We start from the raw sequence: 16,843 nt of genomic DNA, 5'->3' as shown, positions 1-16,843 counted from the left end.
GAAGGCGGGTCTGATGTCGCGCCGTCGCGGCGACAGATCCGCAACCGGCCGAAGGGGGCTGTTTGCTGCCTCTTTCACAGCATGTGGCCTAGCGTGATGCACTCCCTCGATGGAGATGACGCCATGTCCAGATACGCCCCGCACGTCTATTCGGAACAAGTGCAGATCGCCACGCTCGAACATTGGGTCTCGCTGCTCGGTGGCCAGGAGCGCGTCCGCGTCGAACTCGACGACGGCAGCATGATCAGCGGCACCGTCGCGGTGCGCCCGAGCATCCAGACCTACCTGGACGACCAGCAGCGCGAAGGGCTCAACGGCCAGCTGCGCATCGACCAGCTGGACGCGGCGCAGGAGCCGCACTGGATCTGGATGGACCGCATCGTGGCCGTGCATCCGTTGCCCTTGGGCAGTGATCCGCAAGCCGCGCCCTGAACGATGCATTGACGATGTGTTTACTTCTCGTCGTGGCGGTGACGGCATGATGGCCGATTGTCGCAACTGTTCAGGATTGCCCGCGCAATGAATGCTCCCGCGTTGAAGCTCGCCCGCTGGCCGCTGTCGCTACTGACCGTCGCCGTCCTCGCCGCCTGCGGCGACACCGCCACGCTTGCCATCGAACAGGGGACCGGGCCGAACCCGCAATTGCCCGAGCCGGTCAAACGCCTGATCCCCACCGTCAAGGTGGCGCCGGTCAAGCGCTGGACCGAGAACGCCAAGCCGATCGCCGCCGACGACCTGCAGGTTGCCGCGTTCGCGCGTGATCTGGACCACCCGCGTTGGATCTATGTGCTGCCGAACGGCGACGTGCTGGTGGCCGAAACCGCCGAGCCGCCCAAACCGGACAGCGCCGAAGGCGGTGGCATTCGCAAGAAGGTGCAGGGCGCGATGATGAGCAAGGCCGGTGCCGTGGTGCCCAGCGCCAACCGCATCACCTTGCTGCGCGATGCCGACGGCGACGGCGTGGCCGAAGTGCGTACCCAGTTCATCAGCGGCCTGTTTTCGCCATTCGGCATGGCCCTGGTCGGCGATCGTTTCTATGTGGCCAATGCCGATGCGCTGGTGAGCTTCCCGTACAAGCCCGGCGAGACGCATATCACCGCCAAGCCGACCTTCGTGGCCAATCTGCCTGGTGGGCTGAATCACCACTGGACCAAGTCGCTGCTGGCCAGTGCCGACGGCAGCAAGCTGTACGTCGGCGTCGGCTCCAACAGCAATGTGGCCGAAAACGGCATGGAGGCCGAACTCAACCGTGCGGCGATCCTGGAGATCGACCCGGCCACCGGCAGCAGCCGCGTGTTTGCCAGCGGCCTGCGCAATCCAGTCGGCACCGCCTGGGAGCCGCAGAGCAAGTCGCTGTGGGTCGTGGTCAACGAGCGCGACGAGATCGGCAGCGATCTGGTGCCCGACTACCTTACGTCGGTGCGCGACGGCGGCTTTTATGGCTGGCCGTACAGCTACTACGGCCAGCACGTGGACGAGCGGGTCAAGCCGCAAAACCCCGAGCTGGTGGCCAAGGCGCTCAAGCCCGATTACGCGTTGGGCCCGCATACCGCTTCGCTCGGTCTGAGCTTTGCCAGCGGAAGCCTGCTGCCGGAGCGCTTCCGGCAGGGCGCCTTCATCGGCCAGCACGGCTCGTGGAACCGCGATCCGCCCAGCGGCTACAAGGTGTTGTTCGTGCCGTTTGCCGACGGCAAGCCCAGTGGCACGCCGATCACCGTGCTGGACGGCTTCCTGGACGCCGAGGGCAATGCGCAGGGGCGCCCGGTGGGCGTGAGCCCGGACAATACCGGCGCGCTGCTGGTGGCCGACGATGTCGGGAACGTGATCTGGCGGGTGACACCGAAGACGCGCTGATCCAGGCCGTCAAACTGGAAAAACCGGGCCCAGGCCCGGTTTTTTCATGCGCGTTCCGCTATCGCGCGCGCTGTTGCACCGCTGCGCTCAGCGCGGCGATTCGGGCGACGCGCTGAAACGTCGTGCATAGCCGCGCTCCTCGGTGATCCGGCTGATGTCTTCATCGGCCATCTCCGGTGCGCCATAGACCGCATACGCCACGCTGCCATCGTCGCGCTCACCGACCTGATGCAGGCGATAACGCGGCCGGCCCGCGCCGGTGTTTTCGGGGTAATGCATCGGTGGCGGGGTGTCATCCAGATCCATTTCACTGTTGTCGACCACTCCACCTACGAACAGGGCTCGCATCGCGTCTCTCCGGTATTGGTGTGATTCCAGCCTAGGTGGGCGGATGTTGCGTGCGCATCAATAGTCCGTATAGACATTGGAAGGGCCGCGGTCTGCAGGTCACGCAATCGAACGCCCGTTCAAGCCAGCACCAGGGCGGGGGGACAGGCAGTGCTCCCTTACAATGGCAGCCTGTTCCCGACCCGATGATCCGATGGCTGGCCCGCTCGATGCCCCGCTTCAAGCCCTGTTTTTGCCCTTTGCCCAGGGCGTGCTGCCGTGGCCCAGCGGCCCGGTACTGTTCCTGCGCGCGCGTGACGGCTTTCCGCTGCGCGCGCATGCGGCGGCCGATGCACTGACCTGCGAGCAGAGCTTTCGCCCGTTCGCCGAGGCGCTGGAGCGCAATGGCTGGAGCGTGCGCGAAGAGAGCCAGATCGAGGCCGACAGCACCCGTTACGCCCTGGTGCTGGTACTGCCGCCGCGGCAACGCGAGGAAGCGCGTGCCTTGTTTGCGCGCGCAGTAGCGCTGGTTGCGCCGGGCGGCCGCGTGGTGGCCTGCCAGTCCAACAACGAGGGCGCGCGCTCGGGCGAGGCCGATCTGCGTCAGCTCACCGGCCTGGCCGGCAGCCTGACCAAGCACCATTGCCGCACCTACTGGAGCCCGCCGCTGCCCGCCGACACCGATGCGGCGCTGCAGGCGCGCTGGGCCGCGCTGGATGCGCCGCGCCCGATCCTGGACGGGCGCTTCGTCAGCCGCCCCGGTGTGTTCGCCTGGGACCGCATCGATCCTGCCTCGGCGCTGCTGGTCGAGCATCTGCCGGGCACGCTGGCCGGGCATGGCGCCGACCTGGGCGCGGGCTTCGGTTATCTGTCGGCCGAGGTGCTGGCGCGTTGCCCCAAGGTCACCGGACTGGATCTGTACGAGGCCGAGGCGCGTGCACTCACCCTGGCGCAGCGCAATCTGCAGGCCATCGCGCATCCGGCGCAGCTGCAGTACCACTGGCGCGACGTCACCGCCGGCCTGGCGGCGCAGTACGATTTCATCGTCAGCAACCCGCCGTTCCACACGCCTTCGCGCGCCGACCGCCCGGATATCGGTCAGCGCTTCATCGCCGTGGCCGCGCAGGCGCTGCGCCCGGGTGGGCAGCTGCTGCTGGTCGCCAACCGGCATCTGCCCTACGAATACGTGCTCAACGAAAGCTTCGGGCAGGTGCGCGTGGCCGCCGAACGCGATGGGTTCAAGCTGATTTCCGCCATCCGCGGCCGCGGAGCGCGCGCATGAAGCTGGTCAAGCACATCGCCAATCTCGGCTACGGCAGCCGCAAGCAGGTGACCCAGCTGTTTCGCCAGGGCGCGGTCACCGATGCCGCTGGCGAGGTGCTGTATGCCGACGACCAGGTGGAGCACGATGCGATCCGCATCGATGGCGAGCCGCTGGATCCGCCACCGGGTCTGAGCCTGTTGCTGCACAAGCCCGGCGGCTACACCTGCTCGACCAAGGACACCGGCCGGCTGATCTACGAACTGCTGCCGCCGCGCTTCCGCTCGCGCGCACCGGTGCTGGCGCCGGTGGGGCGGCTGGACCGCGAGACCAGCGGCCTGTTGCTGATGACCGACGACGGCGCGCTGCTGCACCGGATCATTTCGCCCAAGTCGGCGCTGGACAAGGTCTACGACGTCACCCTGGCCGAGGACCTGCGCGGCGACGAAGCGGCGCTGTTTGCCAGCGGCACGCTCCTGCTGGAAGGCGAAACCAAGCCGCTGCTGCCGGCCGAACTGGACGTGCTCGGCCCACGCCAGGCACGCCTGACCTTGCACGAAGGCCGCTATCACCAGGTGCGGCGCATGTTCGCCGCCGCCGGCAATCACGTGGTGGCCTTGCACCGCAGCCGCATCGGTGGCTTGTCGCTGGATGGCCTGCCGTCCGGGCAATGGCGCGCGTTGGCGGCGGAGGATCTTGCGGTGTTGTTCGGCCGCGGCGCGCAGGCCTGAGCCGCGTTGCCGTTGAGTGCGCATGCGCCGATCCCGGCATGCGCGGCACTCCCTAGACGTACTGCATCTTGCGCGACATGCCGCCATCGACGATGAAGTCCTGCCCGGTCACAAAGCCCGACAGCTGCGGCGACAGCAGGTAGACCGCCAGCTGCGCGATGTCGTCCGGCGTGCCGACGCGTCCGGCCGGATGCTGGGCATGGTCGCGCCGCGATAACTTGGGTGTGCGCCGGCGCTGCGGCGCGCGCCAGGCGTCGGTGCTGATCCACCCCGGGCTGATGCTGTTGACGCGCACCTGCGGGCCTTCGCTCAGCGCCAAGGCGTGGGTGAAGGCCACCAGCCCGCCCTTGGCGGCGGCATAGGCTTCGCTATGCGGCTCCGATTGCCAGGCGCGGGTGGAGGCGATATTGACGATCGCACCGCCGCCCGGGGCCTGCGCCAAGGCGGGCAAGGCCTGCTTGCTGCACAGGAATGCGCCATGCAGGCTGGCCAGCCTGCGATTCCACTCGTCCCAGTCCAGTTGCGGCAAGGGCGCCACATGCGGATCGGCCACGCCTGCGTTGTTGACCAGGCCATCGAGTCGCCCGAAGCGCCTGAGCGCGGTGGCGACCAGGCGCGCTGCCTGCGGTTCGCGCGCGGCATCGCAGCGCACGAAGGCACTGCGCCGCGGCAACGCCCACTCCTGCAGGCAGGCCTTGCCGGCATCGGCATCCAGGTCGCCGATCACCACGCTGCCGCCGGCGCCCAGCACCGCCTGCGCGATGCCACGGCCGATGCCTTGGGCACCACCGGTGATCACCACCACGCGGTCCTGCAACGGGGAGGGATTCCATGCGGAGACGGCGGGAGTCAGCGGCATCGGGCGCACCATGGCAGTGAGGTCGCGCGCACTGTAACGCGGGCGCCGTGGTGGCCATAGCAACGGATTCCCGCGTGCGGCCCGGGCATGCTGGTGCCTTCTGGTGCCTTACCGCGCCGTCATCGGTGGGCCGAGCTAGGGCGCGCCGGCACGGCGCTACGTGTCTCCGACGCGGCCGTCCGGCACCGCTGGTGCCGCCGCATGCGCTGCGGCGGTCAGTGCTGCGATGCGCTCAACAACCGTTCCCAGCCGTCCTGGCCCAGGCGTTCCAGCGTCTGGATATTGCGTTCGACGATCACGTCCGGGTCCGGGAACGCGGCCACCGCGCGCTCCACGCTGTCTTCGCGCAGCAGGTGCAAGGTGGGGAAGGGCGAGCGGTTAGTGAAGTTGGCCACGTCATCCACCGCCGCGCCTGCGAACTGATAGTCCGGATGGAAGCTGGCCACCTGCAGCACGCCGTCCAGATCCAGCGCGTCCACCGCCGCATCGGCGTTGTCGAGGAAGTCGTTGTAGTCCAGGAAATCGGTGAGCACGTCCGGATGCACGATCAAGGTGGTGTCGATCTGCTCGGCCGGCGTGTCGCGCAGCAGCACCAGCTCCTCGGCCAGTTGTTCGAGCAGCGCCTCGGGCGTGCTGGCATCGCTGAGCACCAGCCGCACCTGCTCCTTGACGTAGACCGCCTTGGCGAATGGACACAGGTTCAAGCCGATCACCGCGCGCTCGATCCACTGGCGGGTGGCGGTCAACGGATCAAGCGTGGCAGGCGTGGGCGTCATCGTGGCGGCGGCGTGATGGTGGGCCAGTGTATGCGATCGCTGCCGGCGCGGCCGCCCGTGCCGCCGCGGCGCCGCGCCGAGCGGGCGTGGCCGACACGGCGAGCCGAGTGCGGGGAAAACCCGCGGCAGTTGCAGCGCTCACACGGACCCGGCGTCAGCGACGTGCGCCATTGAGGCCGACATGCGCGCGCAAGAATGCAATCGAGGCCTGCGCAACCGTATCGGCGTGCGGGGTCTTGTGCGGTGAGCCAATCGCATGCGCGCCGGTATCGAAGGCCATCGCGCAGGTGTGTGCCGGCGCGCTGCCGAGCGCGGCGAACATGGCCAGCATCGCCGGCACCGAGGCGGTTGGATCCTCGTCGCCGTTGGCAGCGCGGTAATAGCCCAGAAACACCGGGCAGCGCACGCGTGGCCAGGGTGGATCGGCGGCAACCGCGTCGAACAGGCTGCGCAGCGCGCGGAAGCCGTCCGGGTGAATGGTGCTCGACCAGAACGCCAGGGACGCGGCGGTGCGCGGGCGTGGGTCGGTCAAGGGCGTTTGCGCGGCGCAGACCTGATCCAGCAGCGCCGGGTCGGCCGGCCGGATACCCGGTGACCAGGCAATCACTGCGGCCACCGCATCGGGACGTTGCGCCGCCAGCCACAAGCCCAGCGTGGCGCCCATGGACGAGCCGACGATCGCCACGCGCGCGCCCATGCGCTGCGCCTGCGCCAGCGCATCCAGTGCCGAGGCCTGCAACACCGCCGGCGTCAGCCCCTGCATCGCATCGGCCGCGCTGCGGCCATGCCCTGGCCACCGGTGCACGTACAGGTTGGCAGCCAGCGCATCGGCGATCTGCTCGGGCAGGTCGCCGGCTTCTCCCGGGCTGGCGGTGAACCCGTGCAGGTACAGCAGCGCCAGCGGTGTGCGCGTCTGCGCGCCGGCATGCCAGTGCTGGCGCGCCCCGTTGCCCGGTTTCAGGTCAGCCGGTTGCATGGGGGGCCTGCGCGCCCAGGATGGCCAGCAACTCGTGCGCGTTGATCGGCTTGGACAGATAGCCGGCAACGCCGGCGGCGGTGGCCTCGCGCATCGAATCGGTGCGGGTGTCGGCGGTCAGCACGATGATCGGCGGCAGGGCGGCGATCGCCTCGCGGGCCTCGCGCAGCGCGTCCCAGCCCGAGGTGCCGGGCATGTGCAGGTCGAGGAACACCAGGTCCGGCGCCGCTTCGCGGATGCGCTGCACCGCGTTGCTGCCATCGCTGTGAAAGCTCACCCGATGCCCGGCGCGGGTGAGCAGGTTGCCGATCACCAGCCGATTGGTGTCCAAGTCCTCGAACACCAGGCAATGCAGCGGCGGCACCGTCGCGGCATGCTGCTGCAGGGCCTCGCGCAGCGCCGGCGGTCGGCTGCGGTGCGCCGCGGCGGCAGCCAGCGCGAAGGTCCAGCGAAACACGCTGCCGCCGCCGGGATTGTCGCGCACGCTCAGGCTGCCGCCCATCGCGTCGGACACCGACAGCGCAATGTACAAACCCAGGCCGACCCCGCCCTCGGTGCGGTTGAAGCCGGTGCTGAGCTGGGTGAAGGGGGTGAAGATGTAGGCCTTCTGATCGTCGGCAATGCCGATGCCGGTGTCGGTCACGGTCACCGAAATCGCCCAGCGCTGCTGCACCTGCGTGGCGGCGAGCAGCACGTCCACCGACCCACCAGCCGGGGTGAACTTGATCGCATTGATGACCAGGTTGGTGATGACCTGTTCGATACGCCCCTCGTCGCCGATGAGGTCAGGCGTCTGTGCCGCATCGCTGCGCAGTTCCAGCGCCACGCCCTTGGTGGACGCGGCACTCGCACACACCGCTTTGACCGTGGTCAGCACATCGCGCAGGCTCAGCGGCTTGCTGTGCAGCTGCAGCCGGCCACCGTCGATGCTGGCGACGTCGATCACTTCGTTCACGCGGTGGCGCAGCGCGATCGCATTGACCGTCATCGCCTGCATCAGTTCGCGTTGTTGTGCCGACAAGGTGTCGCCATCGATCAGCTGCGCGCAGTTGATGACCGCGTTCAACGGTGTGCGCAGTTCGTGATTCATGGTGCTGATGAAGCGGCTCTGCGCATCGCGCGAGGCCAGCGCCTGCAGGGCGATCTCCTGCATCGCGCTGACGATGCGCGCCACCAGCAGCGGCAATACCACGCTCAGCGCCACTGCATACACGAAGTACGCAGGGCGCGAGAGCCAGTAGCCGGCCGGCGCGGTCAACAGCATCAGCACGAAGGTGCTGAGCAGCACCGGCAGCGTCGCCTTCTGCCCGTAGCGCGCCACCGCGGCGATGGTGATGAAGGGCAGGAAGGCATTCAGCGACATCAGCAGGATGAAGGCCAGATAGGTCTGGATGCCGATGAACAGCAGGTTCATCGCAAACCCGACCGCATCCAGCCACTCGCCCGGCGGGATGAGCCTGCGTCGCACCAGCACCATCCAGACCACCGCCAGCCCCCACAGCATCGCCGCGGTGGGGAAGACTGCCTGCGCATCCCTGACCAGCACCGGCTGCGGCCCGTACAGCCAGCCGAAGCACCATAGGGCCACGATGGTCTGCACGATCACCCGGCCGACGCAGGCGCGATATTCCAGGAACGATTCGAACAGCCGCACGAGCCGGTCGTTGCGCAGCTGCCGGGCGGCCAGAATCAGGCCGGGCGCTGCACGGTTGGATCCACTACGCATCGGGGCCGGTGTCGTCGTTGGGGAGGGTGCGTCGGTAATTCTTGACCAACAGGCCGGCCGCGGTCGCAATGGCGGTGTAGCGCTGCGCAAGCGCGCACCCGAGTTCGCCGCCGTCGACATCGCCGCGCAACTGGTCGCAGGCGCTCATCAGTTCGGCAGAGCCGGTCAGCGAGAGCGTGTTCTTGAGCGAATGGATCTGCTCCAGCGCCTGCGCCCGGCTGGTGCCGGCCTGGCCGAGCGTGCAGCTGGCGATGGCGCGCTGCACTTCCGCCGCAAACGCATCGGCAAAGGTCGCAGCCGCCACCGGGTCCAGCCCGGCCAGCGTATGCAGCGTCGAGCCGGTTTCGATGCGCGGCTGTGCGTGCGTCATGGCGCACGCCGTCCCGGCAGCGGGCGGCGCCTGCGGCACCGTGGCCAGGTGCGCGCGTTGCAACAGGCTGGAGAGCAGGCCACGCATGCTTGCATCAGCTCCGTAACGCGCCGGCGCGCGCGTGGCCGATGCCCGGGTAACGGGCGGCCGACACACCGCGCCGCGCGGCCCGCCTGCACAGCGCGGCACAACAAGGCGCCGTGTCAGCCACAACGCGTGCTCAGTCGCGGAAGTTGTCGAACTGCAACGGCAGCTCGAAATCGGCCTTCTTCAGTAGCGCCATCGCATCCTGCAGGTCGTCGCGCTTCTTGCCGCTCACGCGCAGCTTGTCGCCATTGATCTGCGCCTCGACCTTGAGCTTGGCCTCCTTGAGCTTGGCGACCAGCTGCTTGGCCTGTTTCTGCTCGATGCCCTGCTTGACGGTGACCTTCTGGCGCGCACCGGCCAGGTTGGTCTCCATGTCGCCGAACTCCAGACAGCGCACGTCGATGCCGCGTGCCAGCAGGCGCGCGCGCAGGATGTCGGTCATCTGCTTGACCTGGAAGTCGCTGGGCGCGGACTGGTTGATCGCCTTGCCGTCCTCCAGCTCGAACCTGGCTTCCACGCCCTTGAAATCGAAGCGTGTATCCAGCTCGCGATTGGCCTGGTCCACCGCATTGGTCAGTTCGTGCTTGTCGACTTCGGACACCACGTCGAAGGAAGGCATGCAAAGCTCCTGCTCTCTATAAACAGCCGCCATTCTAGGGCATCGCGTCGTCGCCCCGGTCCACACGCGGTTGGCAGTCTGCGCGCAAGCGCAGCGATAATGGCCCATGCCCACCACCCGCTCTCCGCTTCCCGCCATCACCTGGATGGTGGCCGCCGTGGCCTGCTTCTCGCTGATGGACGCGGGAATGAAGCTGCTGTCGGCGCATTACCCGCCGCTGCAGGTCACCTTGCTGCGTGGCGCCGCCTCGCTGCCGTTCGTGCTGGTGTGGGTATTTGCCACCGCCGGCCCGCGCTCGATCGTGCCGGTGCGCTGGGGCCTGCACCTGCTGCGCGGGGTACTGGGCATGGTGATGATCGGCTGCTTCGTCTACGGCCTGAAGCGCATGCCGCTGTCCACCGCCTACACGCTGTATTTCGTCGCCCCGTTGCTGGTGGCGGCGCTGTCGGTGCCGTTGCTGGGCGAGCGGGTCGGGCCACGGCGCTGGACGGCGATCGGGATTGGCCTGGTCGGGGTGATCGTGGTGTTGCGCCCGGGCGTGGACGGGCTGATCTCGCTGCCCGGGCTGATGGTGCTGCTGGCGGCCACCGCCTATGCCATCGCCGCCATCAGCGTGAGTCTGCTGACCCGCACCGACACCCCGCAGGCGATGGTGGTGTCGTTCCTGCTGTTCATGGCGGTCGGCGCCGGCCTGCTGGCCATTCCCGACTGGGTGCCGTTGCGGGGCGAGCACGCCTGGCTGATCGCCGGCATGGGCCTGGCTGGCGCACTGGGGCAGATTGCGCTGACCCAGGCCTTCCTGCGCGGCGAAGCCTCGATGATCGCGCCGCTGGAATACACCGGCCTGGTCTGGGTGATCGGCTGGGACTGGCTGCTGTGGCAGACCCTGCCCGATGGCTGGACCTGGACCGGCGCCGGCATCATCGTCGCCAGCGGGCTGTATTTGCTGCGGCGGGAGCGGATACGGCAGGCGGATCGCCCGGCGGCGTTGGATAGGCCGTGATTCGGGAGTCGGGATTGGGGATTGGGGATTCGGGATTCGCAAAAGTCAGGGCGCCTTGCCGTTGCTCTAACGAATCCCCAATCCCGACTCCCGAATCCCCACGGTTAGAACCTAATGGAATATCGTCCGCAAACATTGACTGGTAGGCTTCACGGCCCCCCAATCGGCCACGCGCGGTGATCCAGTTTCAGCGCCTGCACAAGTCTTATTCCGTTGACGGTCGCCAGGTCGTGGCGCTGCATCCCCTCGACCTGCGGATCGGCCCCGGCGAGGTGTTCGGCATCATCGGCCACTCCGGTGCCGGCAAATCGACGCTGATCCGGCTGATCAACCGGCTGGAAGAACCCAGCGGCGGGCGGCTGCTGATCGGCGAGGAGGACGTCACCGCGCTGGACAGCCAGGGCCTGCGCGCGCTGCGCCGGCGTGTCGGGATGATCTTCCAGCACTTCAACCTGCTGTCCTCGCGCACCGTGGCCGGCAATGTGGCGTTTCCGCTGGAACTGGCCGGTACCCCGCGCGCCGAGGTCGATGCGCGCGTGGCCGAGCTGCTGGCGCGGGTCGGGCTGGAGCAGCACGCCGGCAAGTACCCGGCGCAGCTGTCCGGCGGGCAGAAGCAGCGCGTGGGCATTGCGCGCGCGCTGGCCACCCGGCCGCAGATCCTGCTGTGCGACGAGGCCACCAGCGCGCTGGACCCGCAGACCACCGCCTCGGTGCTGCAGCTGCTGGCCCAGATCAACCGCGAGCTGGGCCTGACCATCGTGCTGATCACCCACGAGATGGACGTGATCCGCCGGGTCTGCGACCGCGTCGCGGTGCTCGATGCCGGCAAGCTGGTGGAAACCGGCCCGGTGACCGAGGTGTTCCTGCATCCGCAGCACCCCACCACCCGGCGCTTCGTGTCCGAGGCCGAACACGTGGACGAGGCCGAGCTGCATCGCGACTTCGCTGCGGTGGGCGGGAGCATCGTGCGGCTGACCTTCCTGGGCAACGGCACCTATGAACCGGTGCTCGGCCGCATCGCCCGTGAGACCGGGGTGGACTACAACATCCTGTCCGGGCGCGTGGACCGCATCAAGGACACCCCGTATGGGCAGCTTATCGTCGCCCTGACCGGTGGCGACCATAACGCGGCACGCGCCGGCTTCGTCGCCGCCGGCGTGCATGTGGAGGATTTGCGCGCATGACCCTGTCGATCGCGACCACCAGCGGGTTTTTCCGCAATCTCGACGCCGGCAAGTGGGGCGACATCGGCCAGGCCACCCTGGACACCCTGCTGATGCTCGCCGGCGCACTGCCGCTGACGCTGCTGATCGGCCTGCCGCTGGGGGTGGCGCTGTTCCTGTGCGGCGCCCCGCAGCTGCGCCGCCGCCCGGTGCTGTACGGCGCGCTCGCGGCAGTGATCAACCTGCTGCGCTCGGTGCCCTTCATCATCCTGATGATTGCGATGATTCCGCTCACGCTGACGCTGATGGGCACCTCGCTGGGCGTGCGCGGCGCGATCCTGCCGCTGGTGGTCGGTGCCGCGCCGTTCTATGCGCGGCTGGTGGAAACCGCCTTGCGCGAAGTGGACCGCGGGATCATCGAGGCCAGCCAGGCGATGGGCGCCACCACCCGCCAGCTGGTGCTGCGCGTGCTGCTGCCCGAAGCCCGCCCGGGCCTGATCGCCGGTGCCACCGTGACCACCATCGCGCTGATCGGCTTCACCGCGATGGGCGGTGCGATCGGCTCCGGCGGGCTGGGCGATGTCGCGTACCGCGAGGGCTATCTGCGCTCGCATTCGGATGTCGCGCTGATCACCGTGATCGCCCTGCTGGTGCTGGTGCAGCTGCTGCAGATGCTGGGCGACTGGCTGGTGGCACGCTACAGCCGGCGCTGAGGTCTGCCGCGACCGGGTGCCGCGTGGCGCGGAGGGCCGCGCAGGCCACACGCGCTTGCGAATCGCCGCTGCACCCGCGGTCTGCTAGGTTTACCTCTTGCGGCAGTGCCGCATTCCTCCTCCCACGGACCCCTACATGAGCACATTCGCGTTTCGTTCCCTCCTGGCTGCGGCCACGCTGGCCCTGGCTTCCTGTGGCGGTAGCGGCGGCAGTAGCGGCGGCGACACGCTGACGGTGGCCGCCACCGCGGTGCCACACGCCGAGATCCTGGAGGTGGTCGAACCGCTGCTGGCCAAGCAGGGCGTCAAGCTGGACGTGCGCGTGTTCAACGACTACGTGCAGCCCAACGACCAGGTCGTGCAGAAGCAGATCGACGTCAATTACTTCCAGACCGAGCCATATCTGGATGCCTACAACCGCGACCGCAAGAGCCAGCTGGTGACCGTGGTCGGCGTGCATATCGAACCGTTCGGCGCGTATTCGCGCCGGTTCAAGGCATTGGCCGAACTGCCCAACGGCGCCGACGTGGTGATTCCCAACGACCCCAGCAACAACAGCCGCGCGCTGATCCTGCTGGACAAGGCGGGCGTGATCAAACTCAAGGATCCGAGCAACGCCCTGTCCAGCCAGCGCGACATCGTCGAGAACCCCAAGCAGCTGAAGTTCCGCGAACTCGACTCGGCGATGCTGCCGCGCGTGCTCGACCAGGTCGACCTGGCGCTGATCAATACCAACTACGCGCTCGACGCCGGCCTCAACCCGACCCGCGACGCGCTGGCGATCGAGAGCAAGGATTCGCCGTACGTAAACTTCCTGGTCTCGCGCCCGGACAACAAGGACGATCCGCGCGTGCAGAAGCTGGCCAAGGCCTTGACCAGCCCGGAAGTAAAGGCGTTCATCGAGCAGAAGTACAAAGGCGCGGTGTTGCCGGCGTTCTGAGAGCGGCTAACGAACCGACCGCGCTGACCGCCAGGCGGGCGCGGTCGCTGCTCGGCGTCGGCATGCACCACGCGGACACGTCGGTTCCGAGCGCGCCGTCCACGTCCACCTGACGGCCGCGCGCTACGTCGTGCTGGTCACTCCTTGCCGCCACCGAGCATCCGATGCCACTTCTCCTCGCCATTCCGCTGGCCGTGATCATCGCCCTGGCGGTACTTGCGGTGCTGTTGCCGTTGTCGCTGGTGCAGCGCTTTCGTGTCGGTACCGCGCGGCGGCAGGCGCGTGGCTGGCTGTTGATGATCAATCTGGTCTCGGCCGGCCTGTCCACCGTGTTGTTCGTGATCTTCGTACTGATCGCCGCCGCGTTCTGGCCGGGCGCGATCAGCCACGCCGCCTTCGGCTGGGCCTGCGGGCTGGCGCTGGGCTTGCTGGCGTTGCGCCTGACCCGCTTCGAGCGCACCCAGCAGGGCCTGTTCTACCGGCCCAACCTGTGGCTGGTGCTGGCCCTGACCGCGCTGGTGGTGGTGCGCGTGATCGCGGGCATGGTGCAGGGGTGGCGCAGCACCTGGCAGGGAGCGGCCTGGCCCACGGAAGGGTGGCTCAGCCACGCCAGCCTGTTGGGCGCGGCCGGCGTCTTGCTCGGCTACGCGCTGGCCTATGCCACCTTGCTGTGGTGGCGCTGGCGCAGTGCGCGCCTGCGCGGCAGCGTCTACTGGCGGTGAGCTGGCGCGCGTACGTAGCGAATGGCGGTGCTTCACTGGCACTGGCACCACCGGTATTACCCGCACCGGCAATCGCAATCGCACTGGTATGGAAGGGCACGGACGCGGGCGGGCTATCCCTCGCACGCAGCGTTCCCACGCAGATCGCGTGCGAGATTCAGCGCTTCGCAATCGATGCAGCACCGCGCTTTCCACACGCATAAAAAAACGGGCCTTGCGGCCCGTTTTTGTTCGACTGAAACGTCGCTTGCCTGCGCGTGCTTAGAAGCGCGCGCCGACGCCGAAGCCGACGGTCCACGGATCCAGTTCCAGCTCGCTGCCGGTGCCCTGGCCGCCCACGCGCAGTTCCGGACGCGAACGCATGTAGCGGGCGTCGGCACGTGCGAACCAGGTGGAGTTGATGTTCATGTCCACGCCGACGGTGCCGATGACACCCTTGGCGGTGTCCAGGCCCACGTGCTGGCCGGTGGCCGACGCCGCGTCGATCTTCTCGTTGCTGAAGTTCGACTCGTAGTAGCCCACGCCCACGAACGGACGGAACACGTTATCGGCCTGGCCGAAGTGGTACTGGCCGCTGATGGCGATCGGCTGCTGCTCGACGGTGCCGATCTTGCCCACGCCATCGGCGTTGACACGGTGGTTGAACTTGTCGGCGGCGCCCCACAGTTCAACGGCCCAGTTGTCGTTGATGTAGTAGCTGGCGCTCAGCGTCGGCGCCGGGCCGCCATCGACGTCGAGGCCCGGGGCCGGATCGTTCTTCGGCTTGATCAGCGCAACACCGCCGACCACTGCCCAATGCTTTCCGGAGGCGCTGTCGGCGCTGGTGGAAGCCGAGGAGGTATCGCCGGTGTAGGTGGTGTCTTGTGCAAATGCAGACGGGGCAAACGCAAGTGCGGATACGGCAGCCAGGCTCAGGATGGAAATGGCACGCATTGGGGGTCTCCTCAGTATTCTTGTTGGGCCCGTGGAGTGGGCCGCGCCAAAGCTATTCCTGAAAATCTGAATCCACGCCCACCCGTGGCTCGCTAAAATTTCGTTTGTTCAGCAAGTTTCCGGAGAAGGCCGTGGCTGCAATGGGCAAGCTGAAAAAGGCATTCACGCAGATGCGACCGTTGTGATGAAAACCGACATCCTGCAGGGCCTTCCAGCGCACATTCCTAACGATTGCCGTGTCCTGGTGCTCGGCTCGATGCCCGGCAACGCCTCGTTGCAGGCATCGATGTACTACGCCCATCCGCGCAACCGTTTCTGGCCGCTGATGCAGGCATTGCTGGGCATCGATGCCGGGTTGGCGTATCCGGCCCGGCTGCAGGCGCTGGCCGGCTGCGGGATCGGCCTGTGGGATGTGATCGGCCAATGCGCGCGGCGCGGCAGCCTGGACACGGCCATCGTTGCCAGCAGCATCGTGGTCAACCCGCTGGCGGCGCGGCTGGCCACGCTGCCGCAGCTGCGCGCAGTGGCCTGCAACGGCGCGGCCGCCGCGCAGGCATGGCGCCGGCATGTGCGGCCGCTGCTGCCGGGTGCGTTGCATGCCGTGCCGGTGTGGGCGTTGCCATCCACCAGCCCGGCCAATGCGGCATGGTCGCTGCCACGGCTGTGCGACGCCTGGCAGCCGCTGCGCGACGCGCTGGATTAACAGAGGTTGGGTCGCCACCCAGCCACTCCACGATCGAGGCATCCGTGGGGCGAAGGGCGCCGTTGGCGCCAGCTGCCTGCATGCGGCCGGTCCAGCCAGCACGTGTGAGCACCGCAGTGCCGGCCGTGCTGGCGACGGCGCAGCCACCGGCCGGAAGTCATGCCAGCCTCCGGCACGGGCAAGTGCGTCTCCTGCGCAGGCATGCTGCCCTCAACGCACAACGGAAACGACCAGATGGCGATCAAGCACGCACGACCGAGGGCAGCGGGCCTGCTGCTGGGCCTGCTGGTCGCCGGACAGGCCGCCAGCGCCGACGATCTGCACTGCAACGTCAGCAGCGACTACGACCTCACGCTCAATCCGCGCAGCGTGATTCTGGTCCGCACCCCGGGTACGTCGGACACGTCGGACACGTCGGGCGCGCCGCAGCGGCTGGTGCTGCGTCAGGGCGCGTTGTTCGTCGACGACCGCTGGGTCGCATTGAGCGCGGACGATCGCGCCCGGTTGATCCAGTTCGAGCGGCAGACCCGCGAGGTAGTGCCGTTGGCGCAGGAGGTCGGGCGCGAAGCGGCCGATATCGCCGTCACCGCGCTGGGCGAGGTGGCGGCCGGCTTCAGCCGCAGCCCCGAGGCCACGCGCGTGCAACTGGCGGCCGTGCGCGAAAAGATCGACATGCGCCTGAAGCAGAGCTTCGGGAAAAGCCAGCTGACCTCGATCGATATCGATGACGACATCGGCGCGATGGTGGCCGAGCTGCTGCCGCAGCTGATCGGCGATGTCGTCGCCGGCGCGGTGCAGTCGGCACTGACCGGAAACGATCTGCAGCTGCGGTCGCTGGAGGGGGTGGAAACGCGCATCGAGCGCCTGATCGAGCCGCAGGCGCGTGCACTGCGACCACGCGCGCAACAACTGTGCGCACGGGTCGAAGCGCTCGACGGCCTGGACAATGCGCTGGCGTATCGTTTGCCCTCGGGCGAGCCATTGCAACTGTTGCGGGTCGATCGCCACGCGTCGAAATGATCCGGCGCCTGCGCCTGCGAACGCTGCGTCCCGCCCGATGCGCGACTTTTCTCACGGCAA

General features: G+C 68.0%; 19 protein-coding genes and 1 other RNA gene. 12 read left to right on the top strand and 8 right to left on the bottom strand.

All coding sequences use genetic code 11. The annotated features are described in order from the left end of the window. Positions 1-123 precede the first annotated feature (123 nt). Both H7A86_RS17435 and H7A86_RS17430 read left to right on the top strand, forming a co-directional pair. Positions 124-432, top strand: a complete 309-nt coding sequence (locus H7A86_RS17435; RefSeq protein WP_016903450.1) for a DUF3247 family protein — start codon at positions 124-126, stop codon at positions 430-432. 87 nt (positions 433-519) lie between these two features. Then, on the top strand, positions 520-1,854 hold the full coding sequence (locus H7A86_RS17430; protein WP_104649342.1) for a PQQ-dependent sugar dehydrogenase: 1,335 nt from the start codon (positions 520-522) through the stop codon (positions 1,852-1,854). An 87-nt stretch (positions 1,855-1,941) separates the two neighbouring features. Here H7A86_RS17430 and H7A86_RS17425 read toward each other — a convergent pair whose 3' ends face one another. Beyond that, positions 1,942-2,202, bottom strand: a complete 261-nt coding sequence (locus H7A86_RS17425; RefSeq protein ID WP_104583227.1) for a hypothetical protein — start codon at positions 2,200-2,202, stop codon at positions 1,942-1,944. 193 nt (positions 2,203-2,395) lie between these two features. Between H7A86_RS17425 and H7A86_RS17420 the strand changes: the two genes are divergently transcribed. Then, complete coding sequence (locus tag H7A86_RS17420) at positions 2,396-3,463, top strand: class I SAM-dependent methyltransferase (protein ID WP_119131751.1); 1,068 nt, start codon at positions 2,396-2,398, stop codon at positions 3,461-3,463. Then, positions 3,460-4,173 carry a pseudouridine synthase gene (locus tag H7A86_RS17415; RefSeq protein WP_119131752.1) on the top strand — a complete coding sequence of 238 codons (714 nt, stop codon included), beginning with the start codon at positions 3,460-3,462 and terminating at the stop codon, positions 4,171-4,173. Before H7A86_RS17420 ends, H7A86_RS17415 begins: the two co-directional genes overlap by 4 nt. Positions 4,174-4,225: 52 nt before the next feature. Here H7A86_RS17415 and H7A86_RS17410 read toward each other — a convergent pair whose 3' ends face one another. The 6 genes from H7A86_RS17410 to H7A86_RS17385 all read right to left on the bottom strand — a co-directional run bounded on the left by H7A86_RS17410 (position 4,226) and on the right by H7A86_RS17385 (position 9,586). Beyond that, positions 4,226-5,032: an SDR family oxidoreductase gene (locus H7A86_RS17410; RefSeq protein ID WP_119131872.1), complete on the bottom strand. Its 807-nt coding sequence runs from the start codon at positions 5,030-5,032 to the stop codon at positions 4,226-4,228. A 215-nt stretch (positions 5,033-5,247) separates the two neighbouring features. Further along, a complete protein-coding gene (locus H7A86_RS17405) occupies positions 5,248-5,808 on the bottom strand; it encodes a DUF1415 domain-containing protein (protein ID WP_104583230.1) in 561 nt (186 codons plus the stop codon). Between the two features lie 154 nt (positions 5,809-5,962). Continuing rightward, a complete protein-coding gene (locus H7A86_RS17400; protein WP_119131753.1) occupies positions 5,963-6,784 on the bottom strand; it encodes an alpha/beta hydrolase in 822 nt (273 codons plus the stop codon). After that, positions 6,771-8,510 carry an ATP-binding response regulator gene (locus H7A86_RS17395; RefSeq protein ID WP_119131754.1) on the bottom strand — a complete coding sequence of 580 codons (1,740 nt, stop codon included), beginning with the start codon at positions 8,508-8,510 and terminating at the stop codon, positions 6,771-6,773. The genes H7A86_RS17400 and H7A86_RS17395 overlap by 14 nt, the downstream gene beginning before the upstream one ends. Then, complete coding sequence (locus H7A86_RS17390; RefSeq protein ID WP_119131755.1) at positions 8,503-8,967, bottom strand: hypothetical protein; 465 nt, start codon at positions 8,965-8,967, stop codon at positions 8,503-8,505. Before H7A86_RS17390 ends, H7A86_RS17395 begins: the two co-directional genes overlap by 8 nt. A 133-nt stretch (positions 8,968-9,100) precedes the next feature. Next, the gene (locus tag H7A86_RS17385) at positions 9,101-9,586 is read right to left on the bottom strand and encodes a YajQ family cyclic di-GMP-binding protein (protein WP_016903460.1); all 486 of its coding nucleotides are present in this window, start codon (positions 9,584-9,586) and stop codon (positions 9,101-9,103) included. Positions 9,587-9,692: 106 nt separating this feature from the next. Between H7A86_RS17385 and H7A86_RS17380 the strand changes: the two genes are divergently transcribed. The 6 genes from H7A86_RS17380 to H7A86_RS17355 all read left to right on the top strand — a co-directional run bounded on the left by H7A86_RS17380 (position 9,693) and on the right by H7A86_RS17355 (position 14,127). Next, positions 9,693-10,589: a DMT family transporter gene (locus H7A86_RS17380; RefSeq protein ID WP_119131756.1), complete on the top strand. Its 897-nt coding sequence runs from the start codon at positions 9,693-9,695 to the stop codon at positions 10,587-10,589. A gap of 176 nt (positions 10,590-10,765) precedes the next feature. Next, entirely contained in the window at positions 10,766-11,773 is a 1,008-nt protein-coding gene (locus H7A86_RS17375) for a methionine ABC transporter ATP-binding protein (RefSeq protein ID WP_104583235.1), read from the top strand. After that, a complete protein-coding gene (locus H7A86_RS17370) occupies positions 11,770-12,465 on the top strand; it encodes a methionine ABC transporter permease (RefSeq protein ID WP_119131757.1) in 696 nt (231 codons plus the stop codon). The genes H7A86_RS17375 and H7A86_RS17370 overlap by 4 nt, the downstream gene beginning before the upstream one ends. A gap of 136 nt (positions 12,466-12,601) precedes the next feature. Further along, positions 12,602-13,405 (top strand): MetQ/NlpA family ABC transporter substrate-binding protein, encoded by an 804-nt coding sequence (locus H7A86_RS17365; RefSeq protein WP_024940265.1) that lies wholly within the window; start codon positions 12,602-12,604, stop codon positions 13,403-13,405. Between the two features lie 62 nt (positions 13,406-13,467). Further along, a non-coding RNA gene (locus tag H7A86_RS17360) (sX9 sRNA) lies at positions 13,468-13,544 on the top strand. Between the two features lie 25 nt (positions 13,545-13,569). After that, positions 13,570-14,127 (top strand): CcdC protein domain-containing protein, encoded by a 558-nt coding sequence (locus H7A86_RS17355; RefSeq protein ID WP_104583237.1) that lies wholly within the window; start codon positions 13,570-13,572, stop codon positions 14,125-14,127. A 261-nt stretch (positions 14,128-14,388) separates the two neighbouring features. On the opposite strand, the gene H7A86_RS17350 is transcribed toward H7A86_RS17355, so the two are convergent. Then, positions 14,389-15,060, bottom strand: a complete 672-nt coding sequence (locus H7A86_RS17350; RefSeq protein ID WP_016901022.1) for an OmpW/AlkL family protein — start codon at positions 15,058-15,060, stop codon at positions 14,389-14,391. 184 nt (positions 15,061-15,244) lie between these two features. On the opposite strand from H7A86_RS17350, the gene H7A86_RS17345 reads away from it, so the two are divergent. Beyond that, positions 15,245-15,763: a DNA-deoxyinosine glycosylase gene (locus H7A86_RS17345; RefSeq protein WP_119131758.1), complete on the top strand. Its 519-nt coding sequence runs from the start codon at positions 15,245-15,247 to the stop codon at positions 15,761-15,763. Between the two features lie 234 nt (positions 15,764-15,997). Beyond that, positions 15,998-16,783, top strand: coding sequence for a DUF2884 family protein (locus H7A86_RS17340; RefSeq protein WP_119131759.1), 786 nt, complete (start codon positions 15,998-16,000; stop codon positions 16,781-16,783). Positions 16,784-16,843 lie beyond the last annotated feature (60 nt).

The organism is Xanthomonas euroxanthea (assembly GCF_903989455.1).
In the GTDB taxonomy this organism is placed as follows: domain Bacteria; phylum Pseudomonadota; class Gammaproteobacteria; order Xanthomonadales; family Xanthomonadaceae; genus Xanthomonas; species Xanthomonas euroxanthea.
Note: the sequence above shows the minus strand (reverse complement) of the source record. Positions and strands in the feature narration are given on the sequence as shown.

Excerpts from the sequence above, each read along its gene's own strand:
- H7A86_RS17355 (WP_104583237.1), top strand. The coding sequence starts at position 13,570 with ATGCCACTTCTCCTCGCCATTCCGCTGGCCGTGATCATCGCCCTGGCG.
- H7A86_RS17425 (WP_104583227.1), bottom strand. The coding sequence starts at position 2,202 with ATGCGAGCCCTGTTCGTAGGTGGAGTGGTCGACAACAGTGAAATGGAT.
- H7A86_RS17370 (WP_119131757.1), top strand. The coding sequence starts at position 11,770 with ATGACCCTGTCGATCGCGACCACCAGCGGGTTTTTCCGCAATCTCGAC.
- H7A86_RS17380 (WP_119131756.1), top strand. The coding sequence starts at position 9,693 with ATGCCCACCACCCGCTCTCCGCTTCCCGCCATCACCTGGATGGTGGCC.
- H7A86_RS17350 (WP_016901022.1), bottom strand. The coding sequence starts at position 15,060 with ATGCGTGCCATTTCCATCCTGAGCCTGGCTGCCGTATCCGCACTTGCG.
- H7A86_RS17365 (WP_024940265.1), top strand. The coding sequence starts at position 12,602 with ATGAGCACATTCGCGTTTCGTTCCCTCCTGGCTGCGGCCACGCTGGCC.
- H7A86_RS17415 (WP_119131752.1), top strand. The coding sequence starts at position 3,460 with ATGAAGCTGGTCAAGCACATCGCCAATCTCGGCTACGGCAGCCGCAAG.
- H7A86_RS17395 (WP_119131754.1), bottom strand. The coding sequence starts at position 8,510 with ATGCGTAGTGGATCCAACCGTGCAGCGCCCGGCCTGATTCTGGCCGCC.
- H7A86_RS17435 (WP_016903450.1), top strand. The coding sequence starts at position 124 with ATGTCCAGATACGCCCCGCACGTCTATTCGGAACAAGTGCAGATCGCC.
- H7A86_RS17420 (WP_119131751.1), top strand. The coding sequence starts at position 2,396 with ATGGCTGGCCCGCTCGATGCCCCGCTTCAAGCCCTGTTTTTGCCCTTT.
- H7A86_RS17400 (WP_119131753.1), bottom strand. The coding sequence starts at position 6,784 with ATGCAACCGGCTGACCTGAAACCGGGCAACGGGGCGCGCCAGCACTGG.
- H7A86_RS17385 (WP_016903460.1), bottom strand. The coding sequence starts at position 9,586 with ATGCCTTCCTTCGACGTGGTGTCCGAAGTCGACAAGCACGAACTGACC.
- H7A86_RS17340 (WP_119131759.1), top strand. The coding sequence starts at position 15,998 with ATGGCGATCAAGCACGCACGACCGAGGGCAGCGGGCCTGCTGCTGGGC.
- H7A86_RS17345 (WP_119131758.1), top strand. The coding sequence starts at position 15,245 with ATGAAAACCGACATCCTGCAGGGCCTTCCAGCGCACATTCCTAACGAT.
- H7A86_RS17405 (WP_104583230.1), bottom strand. The coding sequence starts at position 5,808 with ATGACGCCCACGCCTGCCACGCTTGATCCGTTGACCGCCACCCGCCAG.
- H7A86_RS17430 (WP_104649342.1), top strand. The coding sequence starts at position 520 with ATGAATGCTCCCGCGTTGAAGCTCGCCCGCTGGCCGCTGTCGCTACTG.
- H7A86_RS17390 (WP_119131755.1), bottom strand. The coding sequence starts at position 8,967 with ATGCGTGGCCTGCTCTCCAGCCTGTTGCAACGCGCGCACCTGGCCACG.
- H7A86_RS17410 (WP_119131872.1), bottom strand. The coding sequence starts at position 5,032 with ATGCCGCTGACTCCCGCCGTCTCCGCATGGAATCCCTCCCCGTTGCAG.